Below are 26,984 nucleotides of genomic sequence, written 5' to 3' on the forward strand. Positions count from 1 at the left end.
TATGCTCGTAGATTCCCATTGCCACCTTGACCGTCTCGACCTCGCCGCGCACGACGGCTCCCTGGATGCTGCGCTTGATGCCGCTCGTCAGCGCGGGGTAGGGCACTTCCTTTGTATCGGCGTCAGTGTCGACAACGCCAAGGACGTCAAAGCCCTTGCCGAGCGTTACGACGATGTCGATTGTTCGGTGGGCGTGCATCCGCTGGATGTTCAGCCGGGCGCCGCTCCGGCGCTGGAGTGGCTGTTGCAGGAACTCAATCACCCGCGGGTGGTGGCGATCGGCGAAACCGGCCTGGATTACCACTACGAGCCGGAGGCGGCCGAGTTGCAGCAGGCGTCTTTCCGTTTGCACCTGCAAGCGGCCCGGCAGACCACCAAGCCGGTGATCGTCCACACCCGGGGCGCCCGCGCCGATACGCTGACGTTATTGCGTGAGGCAGCGTTGCCGCAGGCCGGTGTGTTGCATTGCTTCACCGAAGACTGGGACATGGCCAAGGCTGCACTGGATCTTGGGTTCTACATTTCGTTATCGGGAATTGTCACTTTCCGCAATGCCGATGCCTTGCGTGATGTGGCCCGGCAAGTACCAGCGGATCGCCTGCTGGTGGAAACCGATTCGCCGTACCTGGCGCCAATCCCTCATCGCGGCAAACCGAACCTTCCGCAGTACGTACGGGATGTGGCGGAGTTTCTGGCCATGTTGCGCGGCGAGTCCTACGAGCGCTTTGCCGAGCAGACCACGGAGAACTTCAAGCGGCTGTTTCCGTTGGCGCACGTCAAGCCGAATTGACAGGGTCGAGTTCAAGGCTCAAATCGCAGGCAAAAAAAACCCGGGTTCTGGGGGGTGAATCCGGGTTAAGACCATTAGGAGTAAAACAAAGGCACGCGGTCCATTGGTACCTTCATCGGCGCGCCACTTGGGGGAGATGTCACGCCGACAGTTCAAGTATTGATCACTATTGCGTTCAGTCCAGTTTGCCCCGCCTGTTTCTTAAACAAATTTGGAATACAGGCGCTTCGCTTGAGTTCTCACTGCTTGGCAATTGACGCGACAATGGCCACAGTTTCGTCGATCACGCGTTTTTCGGTATAGAAGTGCGGTGAAAAACGTACGCCTGGACCGCGCGGGATGCAGACTACCTGCTGGGCTTTCAGGGCCTCGTAAACGGTCTGGTTATCGATGCCATCGATACTGAACGAAAAAATCCCCCCGCGTCGGGCTGGATTGAGCGGGCTGTGCAGTTTGACGCCGGGAATCGCGCTCAGGCCATCCTGCAGCCATTTCACTCGCTCGGCGATCAGTTCGGCGACGTGCTCCATGCCGACTTCTTCCAATAACGACAGGCTTGCCTCCAGCGCCATTGCCCCGAGCATGTTCGGGCTGCCGCATTCAAAACGTCGTGCACTCTTGGCCGGCTCCCATTCGGTGCGGTTGTAATCACCCATGTGCTCGAGCATGTGCCAGCCGAACTCGTGCAGTTTCAGCTGTTCACGCAGTTCGCTGCGCACGTAGAACACCCCCAGGCCCTCTGGCCCGAGCAGCCATTTGTGGCCGTCGGCCATGGCGAAATCGCATTGATAGCTCTGGACATCGAAGGGCAGGGCGCCGAGTTGCTGGATGGCGTCGATGCAGAACAGTACGTTCTGTTGTTTACAGCCGGCGCCGAGGCGTTGCAGGTCCAGGCGCAGACCGCTGGCGAATTGCACCGCGCTCACCGACATCAAGCGGGTGCGCGGTCCACAGGCAGCCAACAAGGCGCCTTCCGGGTCATCACCCTTTAGACTGGTCTGTACCACTTCCACACCCTGGGAGGCCAAGGCTTCCCAGACAATTCGGTTGGAAGGGAATTCTTCATCGCTGATGACGATCTGGTCGCCGCTTGCCCATGGCAGTCCGAAGGCGACAAAAGACAATGCCTCAGAAGTATTTTTGACCAGCGCCACGTCATCCGTCGACGGTGCATTGAGCAGTCGCATCAGTCGTTCACGCAGGCGTTGTTCAAGCGCCATCCAGTCCGAATAGTCCCGCGCGCCCAGTAAAACGTTCTCCTGGGCGAAGCGCGCCACTGCCGTGGCTGCGCGATTTGGCCAGGGTGCAACGGCCGCATGATTCAAATAACGCAGGCCCGGAGCCTGTACAAATTCATCAAGAAACGTAGACATGGTCGGATGATCCGTGCAATTTGGCGCAAGTTAGGCATAATACGCGGCTTAGAATTTTGACCCCTACAGACCTTTTCTTATGCATAAAGAACCTCGTAAGGTCCGTGAGTTTCGTCGCCGCGAGCAAGAAATTCTCGACACCGCGCTCAAGCTGTTCCTCGAACAAGGTGAAGACAGTGTCACCGTCGAGATGATCGCTGATGCCGTGGGTATCGGCAAAGGCACCATCTACAAGCACTTCAAGTCCAAGGCGGAGATTTACCTGCGCCTGATGCTCGATTACGAGCGCGACTTGAACGAGCTGCTGCACTCTGCCGATGTCGACAAGGATAAGGAAGCCCTGTCCCGGGCCTACTTCGAATTCCGCATGCGCGATCCACAACGTTATCGGTTGTTCGATCGTCTGGAAGAGAAGGTGGTCAAGGGCAATCAGGTGCCGGAGATGGTCGAGGAGTTGCACAGGATTCGCGCCTCCAACTTCGAACGCCTGACCTTATTGATCAAGGGCCGCATCAGCGAAGGCAAGCTTGAAGACGTGCCGCCGTACTTCCATTACTGCGCGTCCTGGGCGCTGGTGCACGGCGCTGTCGCGCTGTACCACTCGCCGTTCTGGAGCAATGTGCTGGAAGATCAGGAAGGTTTCTTCCAGTTCCTGATGGACATCGGCGTGCGCATGGGCAACAAGCGCAAGCGCGATACCGACACACCGAGCAGCTGACTCATTCAGATGCCTTATTGCGCCATGTTTTCCCTGTATGGCGCAGTGCCCCAGGAATATACTCAGGCTTAGGTATTGCCAAAACTTGATTTGTGAGTCAAGTTTTGGTGCTTCCGAAATTACTTCCGCCGGAGTGATCCATGATCGTTGACCGACAAGGCAGACGTTTCCGCAATTTGCGGGTCAGTCTGACCTCCGCCTGCAACTACGCCTGTACCTACTGTGTGCCCAATGGCAAGCGGTTGGTGGCTGCGCAGGATGAGCTGTCGGCCGAGGCCATGGCGCGCGGCGTTGCCTACCTGATCGAAGCCGCGGGTATCGAGCGTTTGCGTATTACCGGTGGCGAGCCGCTGGTGAGTCCAAAGCTGGAAGCCTTTATGACGGCAGTCGGGCAGATGGGCCTTGCCGATATCAGCCTGACCACCAACGGTCAGTTGCTGGCGAAGAAATTGCCCTTGCTGGTGGACGCCGGTATTCGGCGGATCAACGTTTCCCTCGATACCCTGGACGCCGATGCGTTCCGCAGCATTGCGCGCGGTGGCGATCTGGCGACAGTGCTCAGCGGCATGGACCAGGCTCGCGCAGCGGGCATGAAAATCAAGGTCAACATGGTGCCATTGCGCGGGCAGAATTTCGATCAAGTGATGCCGCTGCTTGATTATTGCCTGGAGCGCAGTTATGAATTGCGCTTCATCGAGCTGATGCGCATGGGCCATCTGGCCAGCGATTCGAACGCATTCCTGCAGCAGTTTGTCAGCCTCAAACAGTTGTTGAGCCTGATCGGTGAGCGCTACAACTACTTGCAGGCCGATGCACCGGTGGATGCTACAGCGGTGCGTTACGAAATTCCCGGGCACGGCTATTTCGGCGTTATCGCCAATGAAAGCGTGCCGTTCTGCCGCACATGCTCGCGCTTGCGCCTGTCGTCCACTGGCTGGCTGCATGGCTGCCTGTCGTCGAGTAACCGTCACTATGTCGGTGACCTGCTGGACAAGCCGCGCCATGAAGCACTTCCGGCGCTTCAGCGTTTGCTGGTGAAGGCGTTGGGTGACAAACAGGAAGTGGCGTTCTCTGGTGGCGCAACAATCATGAAGATTATCGGCGGCTGACTCGGTTTTTGTGGCGAGGGGGCTTGCCCCCGTTGGGTCGCGAAGCGACCCCGGTAAAGTCTCCCACCATCCGTCAGACATACCCCGTTTTCTGGTCTTGCGACTGCTGCGCAGTCGAGCGGGGGCAAGCCCCCTCGCCACAGGTTCGTATTATCAAACCGGAATTTTCCATGTCCTCAAGGACTGGCGCGGAAGCTGCATCCTGCGGACATTCGCCGGTTTTCCGTCACCGGCCTCTGGAGGGTAGGATGCGTAGCCTGGTTTTGCTGCTGGCCTTTTTGGCGCTTGGCGGCTGCATGAATGTCAGCGATATGGGCGAAGGGGTTCACTACCACATGAGCGACGCAGGTTTGCTCGATCATAGCGACAGCCGTCGCGTGAACAATCTGCGCATTCAGCCGGACTCGTTTATCTACATCGCCCAAGGCGCTTTTACGCCGCTGGGCAGTGCCTATCCGCGGCCGAACGTGGTCGCTGAAGTGGCTTTCAACGGCTTCATCGAATATTTCCCGATGGTTCGCCGCGCCCGCGCGCCCGAAGGTCTTGACACCGCTATGGGTGAGGCACGTGCTGCTGGCGCGCATTACCTGCTCTACACCCGTTTTGCCAAGGCCGATGCGGATGATTGGCTCGACCAGGAAGCCGTAGATCACCAGGGGGCCGACAGCGGGGTGATTCAGATCATGCTGATCGAGACCAGCACCCAGTATTTGATCGATACTGCACGGATCAAAAGTCGTAGCGGTTTGCTGGCGTTCCACAACAAACCAGAAGACTTGATCGGCCCGCCGCTGGAGCAATACGCTCGTAGTCTGCTGGGTTTGAGCAGCCAGTAATTCACCAGGAGAGCAGCATGAGTGGTCCGCAAAAAGCTAACGATTTGTTGGGGCAGATCCCCAAGTCCAAGGGCTTGCCGCCGGTCCACTTATGGAACCCCGACTTCTGCGGCGACATCGATATGCGCATCGCCCGCGACGGTACCTGGTATTACCTGGGCACACCGATCGGGCGCAAGCCGATGGTCAAACTGTTTTCCACCATCATTCGCCGCGACGGTGATGATTACTTTCTGATTACCCCGGTCGAAAAGGTCGGGATCAAGGTCGATGACGCGCCGTTCGTGGCGGTTGCACTGGAGGTTGAAGGCGAGGGCGAGGCGCAGGTTTTGCGTTTTACCACCAACGTCGAAGAGCAGGCCGAGGCGGGTGCCGAGCATCCGTTGCGGGTGGTGATCGATCCACTGACCCAGGAGCCGGCGCCTTACGTGCATGTACGCACCAACCTTGAAGCGCTGATCCATCGCAATGTGTTTTATCAGTTGGTCGAGCTGGCCGTGACCCGCGAGATAGATGGGCAGCGCTGGTTGGGCGTCTGGAGTGGCGGAGAGTTTTTCCCCATCGGCCTTGAGCCATAACGCGCTGCGCTTATGTGATCTGGAAAACGGCCCGTTGTCTAAACCGGGCCGTTGCCGATGGGCCTACAAACCCTTGCTCTTGAGTCGAGCGGCGTGTTCGAGATAGAGCCCGACCGGACTTACGTTCCAACTGGTGATCCCGGCCATTTGATTGACTGCGTCAAAATGGTCCATAGGGTAATCCGAGCGAATCACTTTCCCCAGATGCGAACTGTATCGGCCGACGAGCCCGTCGTTGGCGTCTTTCTCTTTATAAAATAACTTCGACAGCACGATGCAGTTGATATGGGTCGGATCGATTAGTTGCGGGGTTTGAAAGTTCTGCAGAATCCCGCTCCAGGAGTAGTAATACACACCGTTTTCAATTTCGTTGCCTTCACCGCCCCAGTGTTTCGGCACCCCTTGCGGGTACTTGCGATTGAATGCAGCCAGTCCTTCGCTGGTCAGCGATTCGAAAGCTGCTTGAGGGTCCACAGGGTTTTGCGGATGGCCGCTGATCAATGAAATGAAGGTGCCGACTGCGCTCAACAGGGCCAGTACGAGCGCTTCGGGCAACTCTCCAGGCGTCAGTGCCTTATGCAATTGGTCGGCAATCTCGGAGCCGTGATTGGGGCAACTGACAGAGGTGACCGACGCGACCTTTTCCGGGTGCAGCGCCGCGACGTAGCGTGCAGCCAGGGGGCCTTGGCTATGGCCGATCAGATTGACCTTGGCGGCGCCCGTTTCCTGCAAAATGCGGTTGACCTGTTCGAGCAGTTTTTCACCGCGTTCCTCGTTGCCGTTGACGGCTGGAATATTCACGGCAAATACCCGAGCGCCAGCGTGCTCCAGGGCTTCCTTGATATCGAAGAAGTAGGGGTAACCGGCGATTGTATCGAAGCCGAAAAGACCGTGAACCAAAACAATCGGGTATTGCGTAGACGCGTCCATGTTCATGCTTATACCTGTCGATAGCGGATTCAAGTGGAACAGATGCTATTGACTGCTTGATCTGTCGCGGCTAACCGTAGTTTACAAAGCGGCTGGGTACAAATCGCTTCGAGCAGGACACGCCTCTATCTACGCCTCTTGCAGCAACTTGCCGGCGATCGCCCAGCGCCACAGCAGGCGGCCAATGGTGATCGACCAGTTCAGCAGCGCCACTGTCAGAACGGTGAGCAACAGCGTCGGCAGACCGTGCTCGACAATGATTTTGCCGGCCAGCAAGGGAAAGCCAAACACCCCTACAAAGTACCCGAGGCTGAACAGCAACAAGGCTTGGGAGGTGCTGCCCGCCGGTGCTTCATTGGCGGCCAGGCCGTTGATCACCGAGTAGGTCAGCCCGTAACCGATACCCAGCACAGCAGCGGCCATCAAGTAAGTGAAGGCATCGTCGACCACGAAGCGGAACATCAGAATCGCCACCACCATCAGCCCCGACAGAATGCAGGATGCCCAATAGGGATCGCGCTTGACCACGAAGCCGGCGATCAGCATTCGGCTGGTGATCGCAGCGCTCATGAAGCCAAGAAAGAACAGCGAGTAGTCCAGTGAGCGGGAGGCGGCGTAGCTGGTCTGGAAACTCGACAGGCCACCAAACACGCAGCCGCCGAGGCCGACCATGATGATGGGAAACAACGCTTTGGATGACATCACCCGCGCGGCGGCCGCCCAGGAAATCCGTGAAACTGCCGCCGTACCCAATTGATTCGGGCGCTGTTTGAGCGCGACGCCCAGACGCCAGAACAACACCGCGCCGATCAGGCTCGCCAATGCGGCGAGGTAAAACGCGCTGGTCACCGGATAACCCAGGGCACTGGCTGTCCGCCCGAGCAATGGCCCGGAACCGATGCCAGTCATCATGCTGCCCGAGAGAAGTGCGAAGTACTTGGCACGTTGTGCAGGCGCTACCAGCATCGCCACGATAATCGGCCCCAAGGTGTAAAACACGCCCCAGCCCAGACCCAACGTCAGACCAAAAAACAGCAGGGTATTGCCGAAGCCCGGGGTCAGCGCAAAGCCCAGGCTGGCGAGCACCAGCAAACCACCGAACACCGCAATCGAACGGGCGGCGCCGAGCAGGTCCGACAAATGCCCCGAGAGGATCACCGCTGCAAAGGTGCTGAGCATCGCCGCCGAAATCACGCTACCCGCATCATGCTCGTTACCACCGCGTGAACTGATCAGCAGTGAGAGCAAAAAGGTCGAGCCATAGGACAGCGAAAGCAGGTAGCTGGCGAGGCAGAACAAGCCAAACAGTTTTCCTGAAACGGCAGTGTCCGGGGTGTTGCGACTGGGCATGGATAAGTCTCTTTATCTGTTGGTTTTATAGGGTACTTATCTAACACAGGCGGCCGTGGCGTATGTTCTGAGGTTTGCGGTTTCAGGGTTAGCGGAAAACGGAGTAATCATTTCAGGCGGCGCTGGGCGGTAAACCGATTTCATGCACCGTCCTTGGACGGCTCCAGTGCGTGGGGCAACAAGGACGAGGCGAGGGCTTGCAGTGGCGCGAAGGCGGTGAGGCTCATATAAATCCTTTTGTGCAGAACACTATTGTGACGGCGCCCGTAGATTAAGTTTTGAAGTGACATGTGACGAGCGCTGATCGCCGACATAGTATGGCGGTTTCAACTGTTCACAAGGCACGTCCATGTCGATCGAGATCCGTCCGGCCACCCCCAGCGATGCGCCACAAATTCTTGCGTTCATCACCGAACTCGCCGACTACGAGCGCGCCCGGCATGAAGTCATCGCCAGCGTCGCCGACATCGAGCGCAGCCTGTTCAGCGAAGGTGCCACCGCCCATGGCCTGATCTGCCTGCGCGACGGTTTGCCGATTGGTTTCGCAGTGTTTTTCTTCAGCTACTCGACCTGGCTGGGCAGCAACTGCCTGTACCTCGAAGACCTCTACATCACCCCCGAACAACGCGGTGGCGGCGCCGGCAAACAACTGTTGCGCCACCTAGCCAAAATTGCCTGCGCCAACGACTGCGGCCGTTTCGAATGGAGCGTGCTGGAATGGAACACCCCAGCCATCGACTTCTACAAATCCCTCGGCGCCCAGCCGCAGGAAGAGTGGGTGCGTTATCGCATGGATGGGGCGGTGTTGCGGGAGTTTGCCGAGGGTTAGTCCGTTGCTTCCCAGTTACCACTAATCATACCGTCGAGCGTTTGTCTTACCGTGATCTTGAAAACACCGGCCTTCCCTTCATCGAAGGCCGCCCTCCAAGCCTCATAACCTTTACTGAAGTCTGGAATCCCTGCGGTTTTCCCGACTCTTTGGGTGATGCTGCGTTCGATTCCCCTTGCCTGAAAGGGTAGGTGAGGCATTTCGTTGAACTCACCGCCATTCACCGGATTGATCATCCGAATGTCGTCGACCCTGATGTGAACGACTTTGCCTAGTTTTGGATAGTTTTCTATTTTCAGAATGGTCAGGGTCGATGTCTCCTCTCCCGGCCTGTTTTTATAGGCCCAGATATCGCCAACCTTCAATTTTTCCGATGCGCAAAGAGCGGCGGTGGACCAGAGCACGCCGCAGAACAGCAGCGCCTTTAAAGCATTCATCATGTTTTCGTCCTTGAGTGTCGGGTGCGGCGGTAAGCACCATCGCTGGAAATGGCCTGGCATCTTAAAAGCGTTGCTGGAGAAAAACTTGTCACAGTTGTAAATCCCGCAATATGGGATTTATATTTACATATTGAGATTTTTATTCCGCGAGGTTTATAGTCCAGCTCACTCACTACCAAAAACAAAACGGGTGAAGCGATGCAGGCGCAATTGATCGCGCTCGATTGGGGGACCACCTCCCTTCGTGCTTACAAACTCGGCTCCAATGGTCAGGTACTCGAACAGCGTTCGCTCGCATCGGGGATCATGCAGTTGCCGGGTGCGCCACGGATGATTGCTGGCCAGTCATGCACAGACGGTTTTGAACTGGCATTCGACGAGGCCTGCGGTGATTGGCTCGATGCGCAACCCAGTCTTCCGGTGATTGCCTGCGGCATGGTCGGCAGTGCTCAGGGCTGGCGTGAAGCCGCCTACTGCGACACGCCGGCGAATGTCGCCAATCTCGGTAACTCCCTACAAGTTGTGCGCAGCCTACGCGGTGTCGATGTGCATATCGTGCCCGGCGTCATCCAGCGTTCGCGCTTGCCAAATGTGATGCGTGGCGAGGAAACCCAGGTCCTTGGCGTGCTGCAAAACCTGCCAGCCGGGGCAGGGGAGAATCTGTTGATCGGCATGCCGGGCAGCCATTCGAAATGGGTCGAGGTGGTCGAAGGTTGCATCACTCATTTCGACACGTTCATGACAGGTGAACTGTTCGCAGTGCTCAGCGAGCACAGCATTCTCGGGCGTACGCAACAACGTGGCGCCGCCTTCGACTGCGGGGCTTTTGATCGCGGCGTGCAGGTGGCGTTGTCGGCGGATGGTGAGATCGGTCCGCTGTCGACGCTGTTCAGCGCTCGCAGTCTCGGTCTGACCGGTGAACTCAGCGCCAAGCAACAGCCGGACTATCTGTCCGGCCTGCTGATCGGTCATGAACTGTCGGCGCTGGCCAGTGTTCAGCGCCGTCGGCGCAACAGCGTTGACCTACCTTCAATCGTCCTGATCGGCAACGCTCAACTCTGCGCGCGCTATCAGCGTGCCCTCGACACCTGCGGTTTTCCTCACGTGAGCTTGGCCGAACAGGCCACCGAACGCGGTTTGTGGCAGTTGGCGGTCGCAGCTGGGCTGCTCGGTAAAACCGCTCCCGTTCAACCTGACTAGAGGTCTGACATGCTCAAGCAAGCGCTGGCAACAAACGGTCTGATCGCGATCCTTCGCGGCCTGCGCCCACAAGAGGCGGCAGCCATCGGCGAGGTTCTGTACCAGGCCGGTTTCCGGGTTATCGAAGTGCCGCTCAATTCTCCTGAACCCTATGAAAGCATCCGCATCCTGCGCAGCACGTTGCCTGCCGATTGCCTGATCGGTGCGGGTACGGTGCTGACCCCGGAGCAGGTTGCGCAGGTGAAAGCCGCCGGTGGTCAGGTGATTGTCATGCCCCACAGCGACGCCAAGGTCCTGCGTGCGGCAAAGGCGGCCGGCTTGTACCTGTCGCCGGGTGTGGCGACACCGACCGAAGCGTTCGCGGCACTGGCCGAAGGCGCGGATGTGTTGAAGATGTTCCCAGCCGAGCAGATGGGGCCGGCGGTAGTGAAGGCCTGGCTCGCAGTGTTGCCGGCCGGGACCGTGCTGTTACCGGTGGGCGGGATTACTCCGGACAACATGCAGGTGTTTTTCGAGGCAGGTGTCAAAGGCTTTGGTCTGGGTTCCGGGTTGTTCAAACCGGGCCTCACGCCTGAGGAAGTGGCCGTTCGGGCGAGGGCGTATGTCGCGGCCTGGAACGCGCTGCACTTCGAGTTGTAGTGGCGGCACACGGGCAACCATAATGCCGCCCGTTCACTCGCTCAACGGTAAGGCTGGACTATGCAGGAAGAACTCTCGAAAAATGCTGCGCCAACCGGCACCCAAACGTTGCTGCGCGGTTTGGCGGTGGTGCATGCCGTGGCCGGTGGAGCTCGTGACCTCAAGGAAATCGCCCGGCTGATCGGCACCACCCGCAGCACCACGCATCGCCTGGCCAGTTGCCTGGTGGACGAGCGCTATCTGCGAGTGGTGCCGCAAGTGGGTTACCTGCTAGGGCCGAAGCTGATCGAGCTGGGTTTTCAGGCTCGTGAAGAGCTGCCATTGGTGACCCTGGCCGGACCGTATCTGGACGAGTTGTCGGTGTTGACCGGCGACACCATCCACTTGGCAATCCGAGAAGGCGACGAGGTGCTGTACCTGCAGAAGATTCCGGGGCGCAATGGCCCGGAAATGCGCTCGCGGGTGGGTCATCGCATGCCGTTGGCACGCACCGGGATCGGCAAGGCGCTGATGCTCGATGACGCGCAGCAAGAGTGGCAGCGGCTGTATCAGATCAGCTTGCCGGCGGGTGGGAAGAGTCAGTTCTGGCCGCAGCACCCCGAGCAATCCTGGGAGCAGTTTCAGCAGCGCATGCTGGAATATGTGGCGGGTGGCTACGCTTTCGATCTGGAGGACAACGAACCGTCGATTCGCTGTGTGGCTGCTCCGGTTCGCGATGCCAGTCGGCGGATCGTTGCCGGCATCAGCATCGCCAGCACCGTACCGTACATGCCGCTGGAAAAAATGGCCGAGCTGATTCCCCTGATCAAAGGGGTCACGGCTCGGCTGTCGGCGGAGCTAGGGGCCAAGATATAAGCCGCTAACGTCTGATCAGACTTTCAAGGTCGCCATGTCGATGACGAAACGGTACTTCACGTCGCCGGCGATCATGCGACTGTAAGCTTCGTTGATCTGGCGGATGTCGAGCATTTCGATGTCGCAGGTGATGTTGTGTTCGGCGCAGAAATCCAGCACCTCCTGGGTTTCGGCGATACCGCCAATCAACGAGCCGGCCAGCACTCGACGACCCAGCACCAGTTTGGCTGCGTGGACGGGCGGATCGATCGGCTCGATCAGACCGACCAGGATGTGCACGCCGTCGAAGCGCAGCGTATCGAGGTACGGGTTGAGGTCGTGCTGCACTGGAATGGTGTCGAGCAGGAAGTTGAACTGCCCGGCGGCGGCCTTCATCTGCTCGGCGTCGGTAGAGACGATCACGTGGTCCGCGCCCTGGCGGCGACCTTCTTCGGCCTTGCTGGCCGAGCGGGTGAACAGCGTCACTTCGGCGCCCATGGCTTTGGCAAACTTGATGCCCATGTGACCGAGGCCACCCATGCCGAGAATGCCGACCTTGTCACCGGCCTTCACGCCGTAGTGCTTGAGCGGCGAGTAGGTGGTGATGCCTGCACAGAGGATCGGCGCAGCGCTGGCCAGGTCGAGCTTTGCCGGAATGCGCAACACGAAGCGTTCGCTGACGACGATGCTGTCGGAGTAACCGCCCATGGTGTTGCTGCCGTCGACCCGGTCCGGGGTCGCGTAGGTCAAGGTCGGACCTTCGAGGCAATATTGCTCCAGATCGGCATGGCAGGCTTCGCAGTGGCGGCATGAGTCGACCATGCAACCGACGCCGACCAGATCGCCGACTTTATGAGCAGTGACATTGGCGCCGATGGCGGTGACTTTGCCGACGATCTCGTGGCCCGGCATCAGTGGGTAAACCGCGATGCCCCATTCGTTGCGAGCCTGGTGGATGTCGGAATGGCAGACGCCGCAGTAGAGGATTTCGATCGCAACGTCATCGGCCCGTGGGCTGCGACGTTCGAAGGTCATCGGGGCGAGGGGCGTGGTGGCTGACTGGGCGGCGTAACCGATGGCGGTGTACATGGTGAACCTCGCAAAAGCAGTGACGGGTGAGGTGGGCCATTTTCCGCGCCGTCCGCTGGGCCGGCCATGACGATTCCTCCGCGTCTCATGCCTATTCCTCCGGCATCCGCGGTGGATCGGTCGCATTGGCACTCAGACCTGCGATGATGCTTTCATCCCTTATTTCGTGAAGTTTTTGCCATGCTGTTGACCCGTCATCTTGATGCCAATGCCGCGCTGGTTGCGCTGATTCAGCCATTGGCTACCCGTGATGGTTTTGTCCCGACGCGCTTGCCCGGCGTGCACGTGCTCAGAGCCAGTTGCGATGTGGCGCGTGGCCCGCAGATCTATGAGCCGAGCCTGATGATCATTGCCCAGGGCAGCAAAGTCGCCTATCTGGGCGCGCGCACGCTGGAGTACGGCGCGGGGCATTATCTGATTCAGGCGTTGCCGGTGCCTTTCGAATGCGAAACCTTTGCCATGGCCGATGCGCCGTTGCTGGGGGTGTCGATTGCCATCGACCGGTCGCTGCTGGGTGAGCTGGTGTTGGCCATGGGGCTGGTGCCAGGACGCAATACCCCGGCGCAAACACCCGAATCGATGACCTCGGCGGTGCTCGATGACGGCATGCGCGGCTGTGTGGAGCGCTTGTTGCGCTGCCTGCACGATCCGCTGGAGTGTCAGGTCATGGGCCAGGCAAGGTTGCGTGAGTTGTTATTCGTTGCCTTGCGCGGCCCGCAGGCTGATGTGTTGCGAGCACTGGTCGAACAGCAGGGGCAATTTGCCCGGGTTGCGGCGTCGTTGAGTCACTTGCATGCGCACTTCACCGAGCCACTGAACGTCGAGACTTTGGCCAGCTGCGCGAACATGAGTACGTCGACCTTTCACGAGCATTTCAAACGCAGCACCTTGTTATCGCCAGTGCAGTATCTGAAGCGCTTGCGTCTGCTCAAGGCGCAGCAGTTGTTGCTGTCGGAGGGGCTGGGAGTGGCGCAGGTCGCGCATCGAGTGGGCTATCAGAGTACGTCGCAGTTCAGTCGCGAGTACAAACGCTATTTCGAGCGCAATCCGGGGGATGAACGGGTGGCTTAGATTTCAGGCGCTACAGAGAGCGGTGTCGTTTTCTCCTGGCAACAAAAAGGCCCCCATTCGGGAGCCTTGATGTTCAAGCGTACGACTTACATGTTCGGGTAAGTCGGGCCGCCAGCACCTTCCGGTGTGACCCAGGTGATGTTCTGCGCAGGGTCCTTGATGTCGCAGGTCTTGCAGTGCACGCAGTTCTGGGCGTTGATCTGGAAGCGCTTCTCGCCGTCTTCCTTGGTGATCACTTCATACACGCCGGCCGGGCAGTAACGCTGAGCAGGCTCATCGTACAGCGGCAGGTTCTTGCTGATCGGGATGCTCGCGTCAGCCAGCTTCAGGTGGCAAGGCTGTTCTTCTTCGTGGTTGGTACCGGAGATGAACACCGAGCTGAGTTTGTCGAAGCTGAGTTTGCCGTCCGGTTTCGGGTAGTCGATCTTCTTGCAGTCGGCTGCCAGCTTGAGGCAGGCGTAGTCCGGCTTGGTGTCGTGCAAGGTGAACGGCAGTTTGCCACCGAAGATGTTCTGATCGAGCCAGTTGAAACCACCGCCGACGATAGCGCCGTACTTGTGGATCGCCGGGCCGAAGTTGCGGCTGGCGAACAATTCTTCGTAGAGCCAGCTGGCTTTGAACGATTCAACGTAGCTGTTCAGTTCGTCAGCGCCTTCGGAACCTGCGAACAGGGCGTCGGCCACGGCGTCAGCGGCGAGCATGCCGGACTTCATCGCGGTGTGGCTGCCTTTGATCTTGGCGAAGTTCAGGGTGCCGAGCTCGCAACCGATCAGCGCGCCGCCCTTGAAGACCATCTTCGGCAGAGAGTTCAGGCCACCTTTGCAGATTGCGCGCGCGCCGTAGCTGATGCGCTTGCCGCCTTCCAGGTATTGCTTGAGCACCGGGTGATGCTTGAGGCGCTGGAACTCGTCGAACGGCGACAGGTAAGTGTTGCTGTAGGACAGGTCAACGATCAGACCGACCACCACCTGGTTGTTTTCCAGGTGATAGAGGAACGAGCCACCGGTGTTTTCGGTGCCCATGATGTCCAGCGGCCAACCGGCGGTGTGCACCACCAGGCCCGGCTGGTGCTTGGCCGGATCGATTTCCCAGATTTCTTTCAGGCCGATTCCGTAGTGCTGGGCGTCGGCATCGGTGTCGAGGTTGAAGCGCTTGATCAGCTGCTTGCCGATGTGGCCACGGCAGCCTTCGGCGAACAGCGTGTACTTGCCGCGCAGCTCCATGCCTGGGGTGTACAGGCCTTCTTTTGGATTGCCTTCACGGTCAACGCCCAGGTCGCCGGTGATGATCCCGCGAACCACGCCGTTTTCGTCGAACAGTGCTTCCTGAGCGGCGAAGCCTGGGTAGATCTCTACGCCCAGGTTCTCGGCCTGCTGGGCCAGCCAGCGGCACAGGTTGCCCAGGGAGATGATGTAGTTGCCTTCGTTGTGCATGGTCTTGGGCACAAAGAGGTCTGGAATCTTGATCGCGCCGTCGGCGTTCTTGAGAACGAAGATGTCATCGCGAGTGACCGGAGTGTTCAGCGGAGCGCCGAGTTCTTTCCAGTCCGGGAACAATTCGTTCAGAGCCCGAGGTTCGAACACCGCGCCAGACAGGATGTGAGCGCCGACTTCGGAGCCTTTTTCGACCACGCAGACGCTAATTTCCTTACCGGCTTCGGCGGCCTTCTGCTTCAATCGGCAGGCGGCGGAAAGACCAGCGGGGCCGGCACCGACGATGACTACGTCGAATTCCATGTATTCGCGTTCCACAGGTTATCTCCTACTCAAGGCTCAACAGTTTTTTTTCTAATTGGAGGTTTGGTGTCGCATCCATGAACCCCCTGCGCAACGCGGGGGAAGGGACAATCAATGAACCACCTTTCTCTCTAGGTGGCGCATTATATCTACACCACTCTCAGCGTCCAATACAAACGTTTGTTTGAATTTGCTCAAGGCCAGAGAAATCAAAGAAGCGCGGCTTATAACTGGCCATTTTGGCGTATTGACCGCAATAGGCGTTCCGGTCAAGATACGGGCGGTTTTGCGCTCGCCGTAGGCTGACTGTTGGTTTCAAGAGCACCTCTAAAGACAGGGCGGAAGGCAGTACAAGGTGACGCGCAGCGCAGGTTTGGCGCGAAGTTTACACGCCACGACAATGAATGACTCGTCAGTCACCACTGACGAACGGTCATCAGCCTCGTGAGCAGGGTCATCCATTACACATGCCGGCGTTTTTAGAGGTGCCCTTGTACCCGATGAGCATCAACCGCCAGGTTCGCCTAGGCGACTTTCTTTTCACCGGAGAGTAACGAGGAATCCATGAAGGTTCTTGTAGCTGTCAAACGAGTAGTCGACTATAACGTCAAGGTTCGCGTCAAAGCGGACAACTCCGGCGTCGATCTCGCTAACGTCAAGATGTCGATGAACCCTTTCTGCGAAATCGCAGTGGAAGAAGCCGTACGCCTGAAAGAGAAAGGTGTTGCGACTGAAATCGTCGTCGTCTCCATCGGCCCGTCCACTGCTCAAGAGCAACTGCGCACCGCGCTGGCTCTGGGTGCCGACCGCGCCATCCTCGTCGAATCCGCTGAAGATCTGACTTCCTTGGCCGTTGCCAAGCTGCTCAAGGCTGTTGTCGACAAGGAACAGCCTTCGCTGGTGATCCTTGGCAAACAAGCCATCGATAGCGACAACAACCAGACTGGCCAGATGTTGGCTGCACTGAGCGGTTATGGTCAGGGCACCTTCGCTTCGAAAGTCGAAGTCAGCGGCGACAGCGTTGCCGTGACTCGCGAAATCGACGGCGGCGCACAGACGGTTTCCCTGAAACTGCCGGCCATCGTCACCACCGACCTGCGTTTGAACGAGCCGCGCTATGCGTCCCTGCCAAACATCATGAAAGCCAAGAAGAAGCCGCTTGAAGTGCTGACTCCTGATGCTTTGGGCGTTTCCACCGCCTCCACCAACAAAACCCTGAAAGTCGAAGCGCCGGCTGCACGCAGCGCGGGCATCAAGGTCAAGTCGGTGGCTGAACTGGTCGAGAAACTGAAAAACGAAGCGAAGGTAATCTAATCATGACTATCTTGGTAATCGCTGAACACGACAACAAAGTAGTGGCCCCGGCCACGCTGAACACCGTTGCCGCTGCCGCCAAAATTGGTGGTGACATCCACGTTCTGGTTGCGGGTCAGGGCGTTGGCGCTGTAGCTGAAGCTGCCGCGAAAATCGCTGGCGTGGCCAAAGTGCTGGTAGCCGACAACGCTGCTTACGCTCATCAACTGCCGGAAAACGTTGCACCGCTGGTGACCGAGCTGGGCAAGGGCTACAGCCACATCCTGGCTGCTGCGACTTCCAACGGCAAAAACATCCTGCCGCGCGTTGCTGCTGCACTTGACGTTGACCAGATCTCCGAGATCATCTCGGTAGAAAGCGCTGACACCTTCAAGCGCCCGATCTACGCCGGTAACGCCATCGCTACCGTTCAGTCCAACGCTTCGGTAAAAGTCATCACCGTTCGTGCTACCGGTTTCGACCCGGTTGCAGCTCAAGGTGGTTCGGCTGCCGTTGAAGTGGTGGCTGCTGCTCACGACGCGGGCACTTCCAGCTTCGTTGGCGAAGAGCTGGCCAAGTCTGATCGTCCGGAACTGACCGCTGCCAAGATCGTCGTTTCCGGCGGTCGCGGCATGCAGAACGGCGACAACTTCAAGCACCTGTACGCTCTGGCCGACAAGCTGGGCGCTGCTGTTGGCGCTTCCCGCGCCGCGGTCGACGCAGGTTTCGTACCCAACGACATGCAGGTCGGTCAGACCGGCAAGATCGTTGCACCGCAGCTGTACATCGCCGTCGGTATCTCTGGCGCGATCCAGCACCTGGCCGGTATGAAAGACTCCAAAGTGATCGTTGCGATCAACAAGGACGAAGAAGCACCAATCTTCCAGGTGGCCGATTACGGCCTGGTGGCGGACTTGTTCGAAGCCATCCCTGAGTTTGAGAAGCTGGTCTAATCCAGCGGCTTCACTTATAAAGAGCCCGGCCTTTTGGCCGGGCTTTTTATTGTCTGCAATTTGAGTGTGGGGAAGTACGCGATGGATTAGCGTTGCTTGCCAACGATGTACAGGCGTTTGCGCAATCGATCGACCATCCTGGGCTGTTCCTCGCCATTTCCCATAACTCTGCCGGCAACGATCCATGGTTACGCGGACAGCTGTCCAAAAAGATGACAGAATTGCCCGCGTCCGGTCTGACGGAGACTGTGCTGCAGCGCAATCTGGAGCGCTGGAAAGCACAATTGCAGCAACCCGTCAGCACCTCAAAACAGTAGGGATTCTTAGTGACTATTCGACCTCTTTTCGCTGCCCTGGCCGTTCTGGCTCTGGCGGGTTGCGCAGCCGATCCGGCGCCGAATGAACAATTGCGTTTGACCGAACAAGCGCTGGAGCAGGCCGCCGCTGTTGGGGCCGCCACTGAAGACGTGCCCGAGCTGAAACTCGCTGAAAGCAAGTTCGCTCAGGCTCAGGCTGACATGACCCATCAATCGTTCAAGGATGCGCGCATTCAGGCCGAACAGGCGGAGCTGGACGCGCGTCTGGCCGAGGCCAAGGTGCTGACGTTGAAAAGTCAGGAGAAACTGAACGTGCTCAATACCCGCATCACTCGCCTGCGCAAGCAACTGGGAGATGCCCAATGAGCCTGAAAAATACAATGCTGGGCGGTTTGCTGTTGGTCGGTTGTGCAGGGCTCGCCGGCTGCGCGGGTCAACAGAGCGCGGTTGCTTTGCAACAAGCCGGCGCCGACTTTCAGAAGGTCAAGGAAGATTCGAATGTGTTGCGCATCGCGCCCAAGGATGTGATTCGGGCGGGTGAATCTCTTGCCCGGGCGGATCGCCTGTCGACCTACTGGGGCAGCGGCGCGGATGTTCAGCATTACGCGTACCTGAGTCAGCGTTACAGCGAAATTGCCCGTCAACACACCGAACAAGCGCTTAATAATGAACGTGCGGTGAAGCTTGAGTTGGAACGTCAGCGCCTGCAACTGGCATTGCGCGAGAACAAACTGCTCAGCGTGCAGCAACAGGGTAAATGGTTGGAAGAGCAAATCATCAGCCTGGCCACGACCCAGACCGATCGCGGTCTGGTCATGACTCTGGGAGATGTATTGTTCGACACCGGTGAAGCCGAGCTGAAAAATTCGGCAAACCGCACCGTGCTGAAAATTGTCCAGTTCCTTCAGCTCAACCCCAAGCGTGTGGTGCGGATCGAAGGTTATACCGACAGCACAGGCGGCAAGCAGGACAACCTCCAGCTGTCTCGCGACCGTGCCCAGTCAGTGGCGGATATGCTGATCGATCTGGGGATCGACGATAAACGCATTCAGGTCGAAGGCTACGGCGATGAATACCCGGTAGAGGCCAACGCTTCCGAGCGGGGCCGTGCGCAGAACCGCCGGGTCGAAATTGTGTTCTCCGATGCAAAAGGCCAGCTCGGCGCTGCCCGCTAAGGACAGCGTTACTGGAAAACCCGGCCCCTCAGAGGTGCCGGGTTTTTTTATGTCTGCGAATTGGATCGCGCCATACCCATAAAAGCAGTACAGTTTTTGCTGTCACTGCACTGTACGGTCGACTATTGTGGCAACTGTCCCCGTACACTTCTAAACTGTTCCGGTATTGTTTCACACAAGAATAAAATGCCCGTGAAATCGAGTGCTGCGTCATGACCAATCTCTTGCTCTATCAACGAATTGCTCAGCAACTGGCTGAGGATATCCGGCGTGGTGTCTATCAGCCAGGCGAGCGCGTGCCCTCAGTACGCAAGATGAGCTCACAGCTCAATGTCAGCCACGCGACGGTGCTTCAGGCGTATGCCAATCTCGAAGATCAAGGGCTGATTCGCGCGCGTCCGCAGTCCGGTTACTACGTCCACCAGACCCCGGCACTGACCGCGCCGACGCCGGATATCGCGCGTGTCGAGCGCCCGGGCCTGGTCACGCGCAGCAGTATCATTCAGCAAGTGTTGGTCGAATCGCGTCGTGACGGAGTGTTCCCGCTAGGCGCGGCAGTGCCCAGTGTCGACTACCTGCCGGTACGGGCGCTGCACCAGCAGTTGGCCAAGGTCACGCGGTTTCACAGCCCGCGGGCATTCAGTTACATGTTCAGTCCGGGTTTTGAGCCGTTGCGTCGCCAGGTGGCGATCCGCATGCGCGATGCCGGTGTAGTGGTCGATCCATCAGAGGTGGTTATCACCCATGGTTGCGTCGATGCGCTGCAAATGTCGTTACGCGTCTTGACGCGTCCCGGCGATCTGATCGCGGCGGAGTCACCGACCTACTACGGTCTGTTGCAACTCGCCGATTTACTGGGTTTGAAAGTCATCGAGATCCCCAGTGACCCTGCGACAGGCATGAGCCTGGAAGCCTTGCAGTTGGCCGCCAACCAGTGGTCGATCAAGGCGTTGGTGCTGACCACCCGCCTGAGCAACCCGTTGGGCGGCACCATGCCGGAAGAACGGCAAAAGCAACTGCTGCGCCTGGCCTCGGACTTCGATATCCAGGTGGTCGAGGACGATATCTACGGCGAGTTGATGTTCGAGCAGGGCCGTACCAAATCGCTCAAAGCCTATGACCGACTGGATCGGGTCATCTATTGCTCAAGTTTCTCCAAGACTCTGTCACCCGGTGTGCGTATCGGCTGGATGATCGCTGGCAAGTACCAGCAGGAAATCCAGCGTTTGCAGACCTTCAGCACCCATTCGGCGTGCAGCGTGACGCAAATGGGGATCGCGGCCTATCTGGAGAACGGTGGCTACGATCGCCATTTGCGTTACATCCGTCAGGAATACCGCAAGAACCTCAGCGCTTTCCAGTTGGCGGTGCAGCAGTATTTCCCTGAAGGAACGCAGATGAGCCGGCCCACGGGCGGTTTCATTCTGTGGGTCAGCTTGCCGGGGCGGGTCAACACGCAAGAATTGCACGTACGTGCGTTGCAACAGGGTATCAGTATCGCGCCAGGACTTATTTTCAGTAACACCGAGCAGTTCAATCACTGCATTCGCTTGAACTGCGGCACTGCGTGGAATCGTGAAGCCGAGCGGGCACTGATGACACTCGGGATGCTGGCCACTCAGCTTTGTCAGGAGACCGCAGGCGGTTTTTGACGCGGATCAGAGGGCTGGATTGCTATGTGAGCTTGTCAGAGACCTTCCAACAAGCGAGCATATGGCCCTCTGCTGTTAGTGCTGTAGTGTTTATGAAAGCGATTTTTCCAGCTGGTTTGATCTTGGCGTGCCTCTTGAGTGTTTTCATTCCGGGGAGCGCGATGGCTGCGGCCGCCCCGGATAAAGGGGTAACCAGCACGTCCGAGGCGAAGGTGAAGCCTGTTACTCCGGCAAAAACACACACGCCTGTCAAAAAGACCGAAGCGGCAAAGAAGCCGACGCCACAAAAAAAACGCCCACCGGTTGCCTCAAAATCAAAATCCGCGAGTGAGGTGGTCAGAACCACGTACTTGCCTCCGGCCACGCTGGATTTGAGTTTGCCACCGGACATGGTCAAGCAATTGCAGCCTATTGGCAGCATCCCGATAGTCAAGCATGCCCCGTTGCTGCCGCCCATGTTTGGTGAAAAAACCAAGGATGACAGCCCGTTCCAGCTCAACGGACGCCTGCTCAGCAACGAAATGCAGTTGCAACTGCGCAAAGAAGAACACCGAGAAGTAGAAGGCGCGGCACTTGAGTTCGAGTTCAAGCACTAAATCACCTGCAGATCTGTGACCCCCGAACCAGACGCTTTGTCGGAGACTGGTCAGTCACACGCATTTGAATGAAAAAACCGCTGCCCGGCCAATTTCAAACGGCTGTTTTAGCGGGTACTCTAGTCCACGTTATTCAACACACTACCCGTCGCTAGGAGCGTGTCGTCATGAACTGCCGTGAAGGCTGTGGCGCCTGTTGCATTGCCCCTTCCATCAGCACACCCATTCCTGGCATGCCAAACGGCAAAGCGGCGGGAGAACGTTGTGTGCAACTGTCTGTCGATAATCTGTGCAGCATTTTCGGGAAACCTGAACGTCCGGCGGTTTGTGGCGCATTTCAGGCGGATATCGAGGTCTGCGGCAACAGCCAGGAAGAAGCCATCAAGTTGCTCGGTTGGTGGGAGGCAATGACGGCGGCGTAGTGTGTTCAACGAACGGAACTTCAACAATAAGGAATAAGACTATGGGTTCGCTGCATCGTATTGCTGTGTTGTGTGGCTTGACGGTTCTGCTGGCCACCACGGCCCAGGCTGAAGACTGGAAAACTGCCAAGGACGAAGACGGTATCAAGGTTTCCTTGAGTGAAGTCGCGGGCTCCCAATACAAGGCCTACCGCGGCGTGACCGTGATGAAGACCTCCGTGGCCAAATTGCGCGCTCTGCAGGAAGATGTAGTCGGCGCATGTGCCTGGATTCATGAGTGCAAATCGCAGAAGTTGCTCAAGCACGAAGGTGACCAAAGCTGGACCTACACTCAGTTCAATACCCCATGGCCGGTGACGGTGCGTGATTCGGTATTGCACGTGACCACCGTCGAGGGCGCCGATGGCAGCCTGACCCGTAAGCTTGAAGGTGTGCCGACCTACATCCCTGAAGAAAAGGGCTATGTTCGTGTTACCCAGGTTCAAGGCTTCTGGAAGTTTGTTCCGAAGGGCGCTGATCAGGTTGAAGTGACCTACCAGGTTCACACCGAGCCAGGCGGTAGCGTGCCGTCCTGGTTGGCCAACAAGTTCGTTGTCGACGCGCCATTCGACACGTTGAAAGCATTGAAAGAACGCGCCGAGAAGTAATCCCGCGCTCTTTGGAATGAGGCCGCCATCAGGCGGCCTTTTTCATCTCAAACCAAATGGGTTCGCGGGAACGATTGACCGGTGTTCGGGGTCGAGATGTTGTAAGCCCATTAATGGGCTTAATCGAGGAGGCACCGATGCAAAAGTGGGAAGTCACCTTCGTTGATAATCACGGCGTGCAGACCGTGGAGCAATTCGATTGCGAACAAGAACCCACGATGGAGCGGGCCGCGCAATTGATTCGTGCAAAACTCCTCCCTGTTCCGGCCGAGCTCGATCTCAATGATCTGGAGGGTCGAACCGATGATCCGACAGTCAAAAGTCTGAAAGATCAGTGCAGCATTGAAATCCTCAGTATCACTCCAAGTGCATAACCTCTTGATGCCACTCGAAACCAGGCCTTGGCAGCAACTCTGACTTGGGGCTACTCTGCAATCGAGATCAGCGAATGAATCGCTAAGGTCTGGTCTTGTCAGCTACATGCTTGTTTCCCGGCGGCAATCTGATTGCCGTATCGCCCCCACCATTCGGTTGCGGGCGCAGGGAGTACGGAAAGTCTATCCATCGGTTTGAGGAGGACGTTTCATGAGCACAGCCTATCAAGAAGACATCAGCAGCAGTGTGTTGCGCCGCATGAAAGAAGGCGGTTTTGACTTTTCAAGATTCCATCCCATCGAGTTCTACGCCATTTTCCCGGATGAGGAGCGGGCACGCAGGGCGGCAGGGCATTTTCGCGGTGAGTCCTTGAATGCACAGGTCAGCGTGCGTGATGACGGTGCCTGGCATCTGGAGTTGAGCAAGGTGATGTACGCCACTTACGGCGGCATCGGCGACTTCGAACAGGACTTTGAGGCGGTGGTCGGGCCTCTGGGCGGGATTATCGAAGGATGGGGCGTCAAGCAGGAGGTACGAGGGCTACTCGCATAACACTATGAACAGCGACAACACTCAGCAACGGCTGACCTCAGGGTTGGCCGTTTTCGTTTGTGGTGAATAAAAAATCAAAAGACCGCAGCCGTACGCGGGCAGTGGAATCAACTCTGGCTATGCTGGTAATTGCCATGGGCATTGCTTCGCAATGAAGCGGGGGCGATCAGGTTGGGGCATTTGCCGCACAGGATTGGTGCGGTGCGAGTTGGGCGATTATCCAACCGATTGATAATAAAGCGTTTATGCCGCTGGCACGGGCCTTGCGAAGCCTAGGTGTCCGGGTGACAAGGAGTACGGCATGATCCGCACCTATTTTGATGAGATGTACGACGCCGGCGGCCTGGTCCGCCCGCACTATCGGGAGTTCGCCCGTTGGTTAGCTGAGACGCCTGACGAGCTTTTGGCACAACGGCGACGCGAGGCCGATCTGTTATTTCATCGTGCCGGGATAACCTTCACGCTCTATGGTGATGAGCAGGGGACAGAGCGCTTGATTCCCTTCGACACCATTCCCCGCAGCATCCCCGCCAGTGAATGGCGGATCGTCGAGCGCGGCTGCATTCAACGGGTCAAGGCACTGAACATGTTCCTCGCCGACCTGTATCACGAGCAGCGCATTATCAAGGCCGGCATCATCCCGGCCGAACAAGTGCTGGCCAACGAGCAGTACCAGCTGGCCATGCAAGGACTGGATCTGCATCGCGATATCTATTCGCACATCTCTGGCGTCGATCTGGTGCGCGATGGCGACGGCACGTACTACGTGCTCGAAGACAATTTGCGCACACCCAGTGGCGTCAGCTACATGCTCGAAGACCGCAAGATGATGATGCGGCTGTTCCCCGAGTTGTTTGCCGCCCAGCGCATCGCGCCCATCGATCATTATCCAAACCTGTTGCTCGACACCCTGAAAAGCTCGAGCCCGCTGGACGATCCGAGTGTCGTGGTGCTGACCCCCGGGCGCTTCAACAGTGCGTTCTTCGAGCACGCGTTTCTGGCGCGGGAGATGGGCGTGGAGCTGGTGGAAGGCGCGGACCTGTTCGTACGCGATGACAAGGTGTTCATGCGCACCACCGACGGGCCGAAAGCCGTCGACGTGATCTACCGTCGCCTCGACGACGCGTTCCTCGATCCGTTGGCGTTCAACCCGGATTCGATGCTGGGTGTTCCAGGACTGTTGTCGTCCTATCGCTCCGGCAATGTGGTGTTGGCGAATGCCATCGGCACCGGTGTCGCGGACGACAAGTCGGTGTACCCGTACGTGACCGACATGATTCGTTTCTACCTGGACGAAGAACCGATCCTGAAAAACGTGCCGACCTGGCAGTGTCGCAATCCGTCAGAACTTTCTCACGTGCTGGCGAACCTGCCTGAGCTGGTGGTCAAGGAAACCCAGGGTTCCGGTGGTTACGGAATGCTGGTCGGACCCGCTGCCACTGCGGCGGAGATCGAATCGTTTCGCGCACGAATCAAGGCCAAGCCCCACGCGTATATCGCACAACCGACGTTGTCCCTGTCGACCTGCCCGACGTTTGTCGAAAACGGCATCGCCCCGCGGCACATCGACTTGCGCCCGTTTGTCCTGTCTGGCCGCGAAACCCGGGTAGTGCCCGGTGGCCTCACCCGTGTAGCCCTGCGTGAAGGATCCCTGGTGGTGAATTCGTCCCAGGGTGGCGGAACCAAGGACACCTGGGTGGTCGAGGATTGAAGGAAGCCTGCCATGTTAAGTAGAACTGCCTCGGATTTGTATTGGATGTCGCGTTACCTGGAGCGGGCGGAAAACCTCGCACGGATGCTCGATGTCAGTTATTCACTGTCGTTGATGCCGCAGGATGGTCGCGGTGACGGTCTGCACGAATTAGCGATGCCGTTGTTGATCACCGGCACACTGGATGATTACCTGGAGCGCCACGGCGAGTTGCATGCCGAGCGTTTACTGCACTTCTTCGCTCTCGATGCGGCCAACCCGGCCAGCATCTATAGCTGTCTCGGCGCCGCGCGGGCCAGTGCTCATGCGGTACGTGGGCGGATCACCGCCGACATGTGGGAAAACATCAACTCGACCTGGCTGGAGATTCGCGGTATCGCCGAACAGGGTCTCAGCCGTTATGGCATGAGCCGTTTCTGCGAGTGGATCAAGGAACGTTCCCACCTGTTCCGGGGCGCGTCCTACGGCACCATCATGCGCAACGATGCGTTTCGCTTCATTCGTCTGGGGACGTTCATCGAAAGGGCTGACAACACGTTGCGCCTGCTGGATGCCCGCTACGAAATGGCCGGCGATCAGGCAGAGGCTGTCAGCGATGGCACGGCTCACGCCTATTACCAGTGGAGCGCGTTGCTGCGGGCGTTGTCGTCGTTCGAGGCGTACACCGAGATCTACCGCGACGCACCTGGCGCGAGGCATGTCGCCGAACTGCTGCTGTTGCGTGCCGACGTACCGCGTTCGCTGCGTGCCTGCACTGAAGAAATCGACCAGATCCTCGCCAGCCTGCCGGGGGCCAACGGCCGTCCCGCGCAACGTCTGGCGGCAGAAATGGACGCGCGGCTGCGTTACACCGGCATCAACGAAATCCTCGCCGAAGGCCTGCATGCCTGGCTGACCGAGTTCATCCCGCTGGTGCGCCAGTTGGGCAACGCCATACACAGTTCCTACCTGGAGGCTGCATGAGACTTTCCATTAGCCATGAAACCACCTATCACTACGAAGATCAGGTGCGGGCGAGCATCCAGTATTTGCGTCTGACCCCCCACGACAGCGAGCGTCAGCACGTGCTCAGTTGGCAACTCGACCTACCACGGCCGGTGCGCGCGCAACTCGATCCGTTCGGCAACATCCTGCATGTGCTGACGATGGACGAGCCCCATGAGGCGATCATCATCGGCGCGCGGGGTCAGGTGGACATCGATGAGTTGCGTGAGGCCGAGCATGAGAGCCAGTCGGCGCTGCCATTCTTGCGTTTCACTCGACTGACTGAAGCGGATGAAGCTCTGCGTGCGTTCGCTGCAAAGGAATGTCGCCAACGCCGTGATCGCACAGCGCTGATCGACTTGATGCATGGCCTGAACCAGCACATGACCTACACGCCGGGTTCCACCGAAGTCGACACCAGCGCCGCTCAGGCTTTCGCCGGGCGCGCGGGCGTCTGTCAGGATCACACCCACGCATTTCTCGCTTGCGCACGCAGCCTGGGCATTCCAGCGCGTTATGTGTCGGGTTACCTGTACAGCGAAAACAGCGAGCACCTGGCCAGTCACGCCTGGGCCGAGGCCTGGCTGGACGACGCGTGGTACAGCTTCGATGTCACCAATCAGTTGGCCAAACCTGAGCGTCACTTGAAACTGGCAGTAGGCCTCGACTACCTGGATGCCTGCCCGGTACGCGGCATGCGCCGTGGCGGCGGCGGTGAGCAGATGCATGCCAAGGTGTTCGTTTCACCAACCCCGGCGCCAGTGATTTCGGTGCAACAGCAGTAA

The 26,984-nt window shown here is 58.3% G+C and carries 29 protein-coding genes and 1 pseudogene; 24 read left to right on the top strand and 6 right to left on the bottom strand.

The window, feature by feature from the left end; all coding sequences use genetic code 11:
• The first annotated feature begins 1 nt into the window (after nucleotide 1).
• A complete protein-coding gene (locus tag NTD87_RS04310; protein WP_262112130.1) occupies nucleotides 2-790 on the top strand; it encodes a TatD family hydrolase in 789 nt (262 codons plus the stop codon).
• Nucleotides 791-1,029: 239 nt separating this feature from the next.
• On the opposite strand, the gene NTD87_RS04315 is transcribed toward NTD87_RS04310, so the two are convergent.
• Nucleotides 1,030-2,163, bottom strand: coding sequence for an aminotransferase class V-fold PLP-dependent enzyme (locus NTD87_RS04315; RefSeq protein ID WP_262112131.1), 1,134 nt, complete (start codon nucleotides 2,161-2,163; stop codon nucleotides 1,030-1,032).
• Between the two features lie 79 nt (nucleotides 2,164-2,242).
• On the opposite strand from NTD87_RS04315, the gene NTD87_RS04320 reads away from it, so the two are divergent.
• The 4 genes from NTD87_RS04320 to NTD87_RS04335 all read left to right on the top strand — a co-directional run bounded on the left by NTD87_RS04320 (nucleotide 2,243) and on the right by NTD87_RS04335 (nucleotide 5,404).
• Nucleotides 2,243-2,881 (top strand): TetR/AcrR family transcriptional regulator, encoded by a 639-nt coding sequence (locus NTD87_RS04320; protein WP_123423175.1) that lies wholly within the window; start codon nucleotides 2,243-2,245, stop codon nucleotides 2,879-2,881.
• A 140-nt stretch (nucleotides 2,882-3,021) separates the two neighbouring features.
• The gene (locus NTD87_RS04325; RefSeq protein WP_262112133.1) at nucleotides 3,022-3,990 is read left to right on the top strand and encodes a GTP 3',8-cyclase MoaA; all 969 of its coding nucleotides are present in this window, start codon (nucleotides 3,022-3,024) and stop codon (nucleotides 3,988-3,990) included.
• Between the two features lie 248 nt (nucleotides 3,991-4,238).
• The gene (locus tag NTD87_RS04330; protein WP_262112135.1) at nucleotides 4,239-4,826 is read left to right on the top strand and encodes a DUF4823 domain-containing protein; all 588 of its coding nucleotides are present in this window, start codon (nucleotides 4,239-4,241) and stop codon (nucleotides 4,824-4,826) included.
• A gap of 17 nt (nucleotides 4,827-4,843) precedes the next feature.
• Complete coding sequence (locus NTD87_RS04335; protein WP_262112136.1) at nucleotides 4,844-5,404, top strand: DUF1285 domain-containing protein; 561 nt, start codon at nucleotides 4,844-4,846, stop codon at nucleotides 5,402-5,404.
• A gap of 63 nt (nucleotides 5,405-5,467) precedes the next feature.
• On the opposite strand, the gene NTD87_RS04340 is transcribed toward NTD87_RS04335, so the two are convergent.
• Both NTD87_RS04340 and NTD87_RS04345 read right to left on the bottom strand, forming a co-directional pair.
• Nucleotides 5,468-6,340: an esterase/lipase family protein gene (locus tag NTD87_RS04340; protein ID WP_262112137.1), complete on the bottom strand. Its 873-nt coding sequence runs from the start codon at nucleotides 6,338-6,340 to the stop codon at nucleotides 5,468-5,470.
• Between the two features lie 123 nt (nucleotides 6,341-6,463).
• Complete coding sequence (locus NTD87_RS04345; RefSeq protein WP_262112138.1) at nucleotides 6,464-7,684, bottom strand: MFS transporter; 1,221 nt, start codon at nucleotides 7,682-7,684, stop codon at nucleotides 6,464-6,466.
• Between the two features lie 349 nt (nucleotides 7,685-8,033).
• On the opposite strand from NTD87_RS04345, the gene NTD87_RS04355 reads away from it, so the two are divergent.
• Nucleotides 8,034-8,513 carry a GNAT family N-acetyltransferase gene (locus tag NTD87_RS04355; protein ID WP_262112139.1) on the top strand — a complete coding sequence of 160 codons (480 nt, stop codon included), beginning with the start codon at nucleotides 8,034-8,036 and terminating at the stop codon, nucleotides 8,511-8,513.
• Here NTD87_RS04355 and NTD87_RS04360 read toward each other — a convergent pair.
• On the bottom strand, nucleotides 8,510-8,953 hold the full coding sequence (locus NTD87_RS04360) for a hypothetical protein (RefSeq protein WP_262112140.1): 444 nt from the start codon (nucleotides 8,951-8,953) through the stop codon (nucleotides 8,510-8,512). The genes NTD87_RS04355 and NTD87_RS04360 overlap by 4 nt on opposite strands.
• A 198-nt stretch (nucleotides 8,954-9,151) precedes the next feature.
• Between NTD87_RS04360 and NTD87_RS04365 the strand changes: the two genes are divergently transcribed.
• From NTD87_RS04365 to NTD87_RS04375, 3 genes are read left to right on the top strand one after another with little or no spacing between them, the layout of a single operon-like run.
• On the top strand, nucleotides 9,152-10,153 hold the full coding sequence (locus NTD87_RS04365) for a 2-dehydro-3-deoxygalactonokinase (protein WP_262112141.1): 1,002 nt from the start codon (nucleotides 9,152-9,154) through the stop codon (nucleotides 10,151-10,153).
• Nucleotides 10,154-10,162: 9 nt separating this feature from the next.
• Complete coding sequence (locus tag NTD87_RS04370; RefSeq protein WP_262112142.1) at nucleotides 10,163-10,792, top strand: 2-dehydro-3-deoxy-6-phosphogalactonate aldolase; 630 nt, start codon at nucleotides 10,163-10,165, stop codon at nucleotides 10,790-10,792.
• Between the two features lie 60 nt (nucleotides 10,793-10,852).
• Nucleotides 10,853-11,647, top strand: a complete 795-nt coding sequence (locus NTD87_RS04375; protein WP_262112143.1) for an IclR family transcriptional regulator — start codon at nucleotides 10,853-10,855, stop codon at nucleotides 11,645-11,647.
• Between the two features lie 15 nt (nucleotides 11,648-11,662).
• Here the strand turns inward: NTD87_RS04375 and NTD87_RS04380 are convergent, their stop codons facing one another.
• Nucleotides 11,663-12,715: an NAD(P)-dependent alcohol dehydrogenase gene (locus tag NTD87_RS04380; RefSeq protein ID WP_262112144.1), complete on the bottom strand. Its 1,053-nt coding sequence runs from the start codon at nucleotides 12,713-12,715 to the stop codon at nucleotides 11,663-11,665.
• Nucleotides 12,716-12,895: 180 nt separating this feature from the next.
• Between NTD87_RS04380 and NTD87_RS04385 the strand changes: the two genes are divergently transcribed.
• Nucleotides 12,896-13,786 carry an AraC family transcriptional regulator gene (locus NTD87_RS04385; RefSeq protein WP_262112145.1) on the top strand — a complete coding sequence of 297 codons (891 nt, stop codon included), beginning with the start codon at nucleotides 12,896-12,898 and terminating at the stop codon, nucleotides 13,784-13,786.
• Nucleotides 13,787-13,872: 86 nt separating this feature from the next.
• On the opposite strand, the gene NTD87_RS04390 is transcribed toward NTD87_RS04385, so the two are convergent.
• Complete coding sequence (locus NTD87_RS04390; protein WP_262112146.1) at nucleotides 13,873-15,537, bottom strand: electron transfer flavoprotein-ubiquinone oxidoreductase; 1,665 nt, start codon at nucleotides 15,535-15,537, stop codon at nucleotides 13,873-13,875.
• 549 nt (nucleotides 15,538-16,086) lie between these two features.
• Between NTD87_RS04390 and NTD87_RS04395 the strand changes: the two genes are divergently transcribed.
• The 14 genes and pseudogenes from NTD87_RS04395 (at nucleotide 16,087) to NTD87_RS04460 (ending at nucleotide 26,984) form a co-directional block, all read left to right on the top strand.
• Nucleotides 16,087-16,836 (top strand): electron transfer flavoprotein subunit beta/FixA family protein, encoded by a 750-nt coding sequence (locus NTD87_RS04395; protein WP_262112147.1) that lies wholly within the window; start codon nucleotides 16,087-16,089, stop codon nucleotides 16,834-16,836.
• 2 nt (nucleotides 16,837-16,838) lie between these two features.
• Nucleotides 16,839-17,768 carry an electron transfer flavoprotein subunit alpha/FixB family protein gene (locus NTD87_RS04400; RefSeq protein WP_262112149.1) on the top strand — a complete coding sequence of 310 codons (930 nt, stop codon included), beginning with the start codon at nucleotides 16,839-16,841 and terminating at the stop codon, nucleotides 17,766-17,768.
• A 95-nt stretch (nucleotides 17,769-17,863) separates the two neighbouring features.
• Nucleotides 17,864-18,085: pseudogene (locus NTD87_RS04405) on the top strand (ABC transporter substrate-binding protein); the annotation flags it as partial.
• A 9-nt stretch (nucleotides 18,086-18,094) separates the two neighbouring features.
• Entirely contained in the window at nucleotides 18,095-18,451 is a 357-nt protein-coding gene (locus NTD87_RS04410; protein WP_262112150.1) for a DUF4398 domain-containing protein, read from the top strand.
• Nucleotides 18,448-19,260: an OmpA family protein gene (locus NTD87_RS04415; RefSeq protein ID WP_262112151.1), complete on the top strand. Its 813-nt coding sequence runs from the start codon at nucleotides 18,448-18,450 to the stop codon at nucleotides 19,258-19,260. Before NTD87_RS04410 ends, NTD87_RS04415 begins: the two co-directional genes overlap by 4 nt.
• Before the next feature lie 212 nt (nucleotides 19,261-19,472).
• Nucleotides 19,473-20,912: a PLP-dependent aminotransferase family protein gene (locus NTD87_RS04420; protein WP_262112152.1), complete on the top strand. Its 1,440-nt coding sequence runs from the start codon at nucleotides 19,473-19,475 to the stop codon at nucleotides 20,910-20,912.
• 92 nt (nucleotides 20,913-21,004) lie between these two features.
• Nucleotides 21,005-21,508, top strand: coding sequence for a translation initiation factor 2 (locus NTD87_RS04425; RefSeq protein WP_262112154.1), 504 nt, complete (start codon nucleotides 21,005-21,007; stop codon nucleotides 21,506-21,508).
• Between the two features lie 167 nt (nucleotides 21,509-21,675).
• Nucleotides 21,676-21,930: a YkgJ family cysteine cluster protein gene (locus NTD87_RS04430; RefSeq protein ID WP_262112155.1), complete on the top strand. Its 255-nt coding sequence runs from the start codon at nucleotides 21,676-21,678 to the stop codon at nucleotides 21,928-21,930.
• A gap of 41 nt (nucleotides 21,931-21,971) precedes the next feature.
• A complete protein-coding gene (locus NTD87_RS04435) occupies nucleotides 21,972-22,577 on the top strand; it encodes an START domain-containing protein (protein WP_262112156.1) in 606 nt (201 codons plus the stop codon).
• A gap of 137 nt (nucleotides 22,578-22,714) precedes the next feature.
• Nucleotides 22,715-22,951, top strand: coding sequence for a hypothetical protein (locus NTD87_RS04440; RefSeq protein WP_262112158.1), 237 nt, complete (start codon nucleotides 22,715-22,717; stop codon nucleotides 22,949-22,951).
• A 211-nt stretch (nucleotides 22,952-23,162) separates the two neighbouring features.
• Entirely contained in the window at nucleotides 23,163-23,504 is a 342-nt protein-coding gene (locus NTD87_RS04445; protein WP_262112159.1) for a ribonuclease E inhibitor RraB, read from the top strand.
• Between the two features lie 301 nt (nucleotides 23,505-23,805).
• Complete coding sequence (locus NTD87_RS04450; RefSeq protein ID WP_262112161.1) at nucleotides 23,806-25,215, top strand: circularly permuted type 2 ATP-grasp protein; 1,410 nt, start codon at nucleotides 23,806-23,808, stop codon at nucleotides 25,213-25,215.
• Nucleotides 25,216-25,227: 12 nt separating this feature from the next.
• Entirely contained in the window at nucleotides 25,228-26,178 is a 951-nt protein-coding gene (locus NTD87_RS04455) for an alpha-E domain-containing protein (protein ID WP_262112163.1), read from the top strand.
• Nucleotides 26,175-26,984 carry a transglutaminase family protein gene (locus NTD87_RS04460; protein ID WP_262112164.1) on the top strand — a complete coding sequence of 270 codons (810 nt, stop codon included), beginning with the start codon at nucleotides 26,175-26,177 and terminating at the stop codon, nucleotides 26,982-26,984. The genes NTD87_RS04455 and NTD87_RS04460 overlap by 4 nt, the downstream gene beginning before the upstream one ends.

The organism is Pseudomonas sp. 6D_7.1_Bac1 (assembly GCF_025465945.1).
Taxonomy (GTDB): domain Bacteria; phylum Pseudomonadota; class Gammaproteobacteria; order Pseudomonadales; family Pseudomonadaceae; genus Aquipseudomonas.